Source organism: Spiroplasma sp. ChiS, from assembly GCF_002968355.1.
GTDB lineage: Bacteria > Bacillota_I > Bacilli_A > Mycoplasmatales > Mycoplasmataceae > Spiroplasma > Spiroplasma citri.
This window is the reverse complement of sequence record NZ_PUUH01000213.1, coordinates 1-814: the sequence shown is the minus strand read 5'-3', so window position 1 is coordinate 814 and position 814 is coordinate 1. Positions and strand designations below refer to the sequence as shown.

The 814-nt window shown below is 24.0% G+C and carries 2 protein-coding genes; both read left to right on the top strand.

Annotated elements, in window-relative coordinates:
* On the top strand, positions 1-467 hold a 467-nt coding region (locus C6B38_RS10155), incomplete at its 5' end, for a hypothetical protein (protein ID WP_162475902.1).
* The gene (locus C6B38_RS05755) at positions 467-784 is read left to right on the top strand and encodes a hypothetical protein (protein WP_105298964.1); all 318 of its coding nucleotides are present in this window, start codon (positions 467-469) and stop codon (positions 782-784) included. The genes C6B38_RS10155 and C6B38_RS05755, both read left to right, overlap by 1 nt.
* Positions 785-814 lie beyond the last annotated feature (30 nt).

The window sequence follows — 814 nt, the reverse complement described above, 5'->3', positions numbered from 1 at the left end:
ATAGTAGTTTAGAATTATTATTATCAAATGAATTTTATATTGAAAATAATAAATTATCTTTAAATGAAGGTTTAAAAGATACTATTGAACAAATGTTAAAATGAGTGTTTGAAATAAATAAAAAAATAAAATGAGAAAAAGTAAGTATATCTTATACACCTGATAGTGCTGATTATATTGATATTCCTAAATTTTCAGAAGAATATCGTTATCAAGTTTGAATATCATTAACTAATCGTAAAGGTGCTGAAGGTATGTTATGGATTGAACCACCTTATTTTACAGAACAGAAAGAAAATAAAACTTCAGCAAAACATCAAGCAACTTGTTTTATTGATGATATGGATAAAAAACCTTATAGTATTGCTTTATATAATGCTAGTGGTCGGGTTTATTTAACTAATGGTTCTGATGGTTCTAATATTCCAATTAATAGTGTTCGTATTTTTCGACAAGAGTGGTTCTAATGATAGATAAAGAAAATATTATTATTAAAAATGAAAATGGTACTTATTGACAAAGATTAGGTTTTGAACAAAGAAATACAAGTCAAAGTTTTAAAGCATGAAAAAATCGTAAGTTTTTAAAATATGATAAATATCCATTTCATATTAAAAAAGCATATATTATGCGATATAATGCTTTATCAATTTTATATCATACACCATTTTTAAGTTTATATGGTTTATTTTTTACTAGTTTACATTTTAATTGAATACCAACATTAGAACCAGTTAAAGAGTTTATGTTTGGTCAATTGAATACCAACATTAGAACCAGTTAAAGAGTTTATGTTTGGTCAACATGATATAAC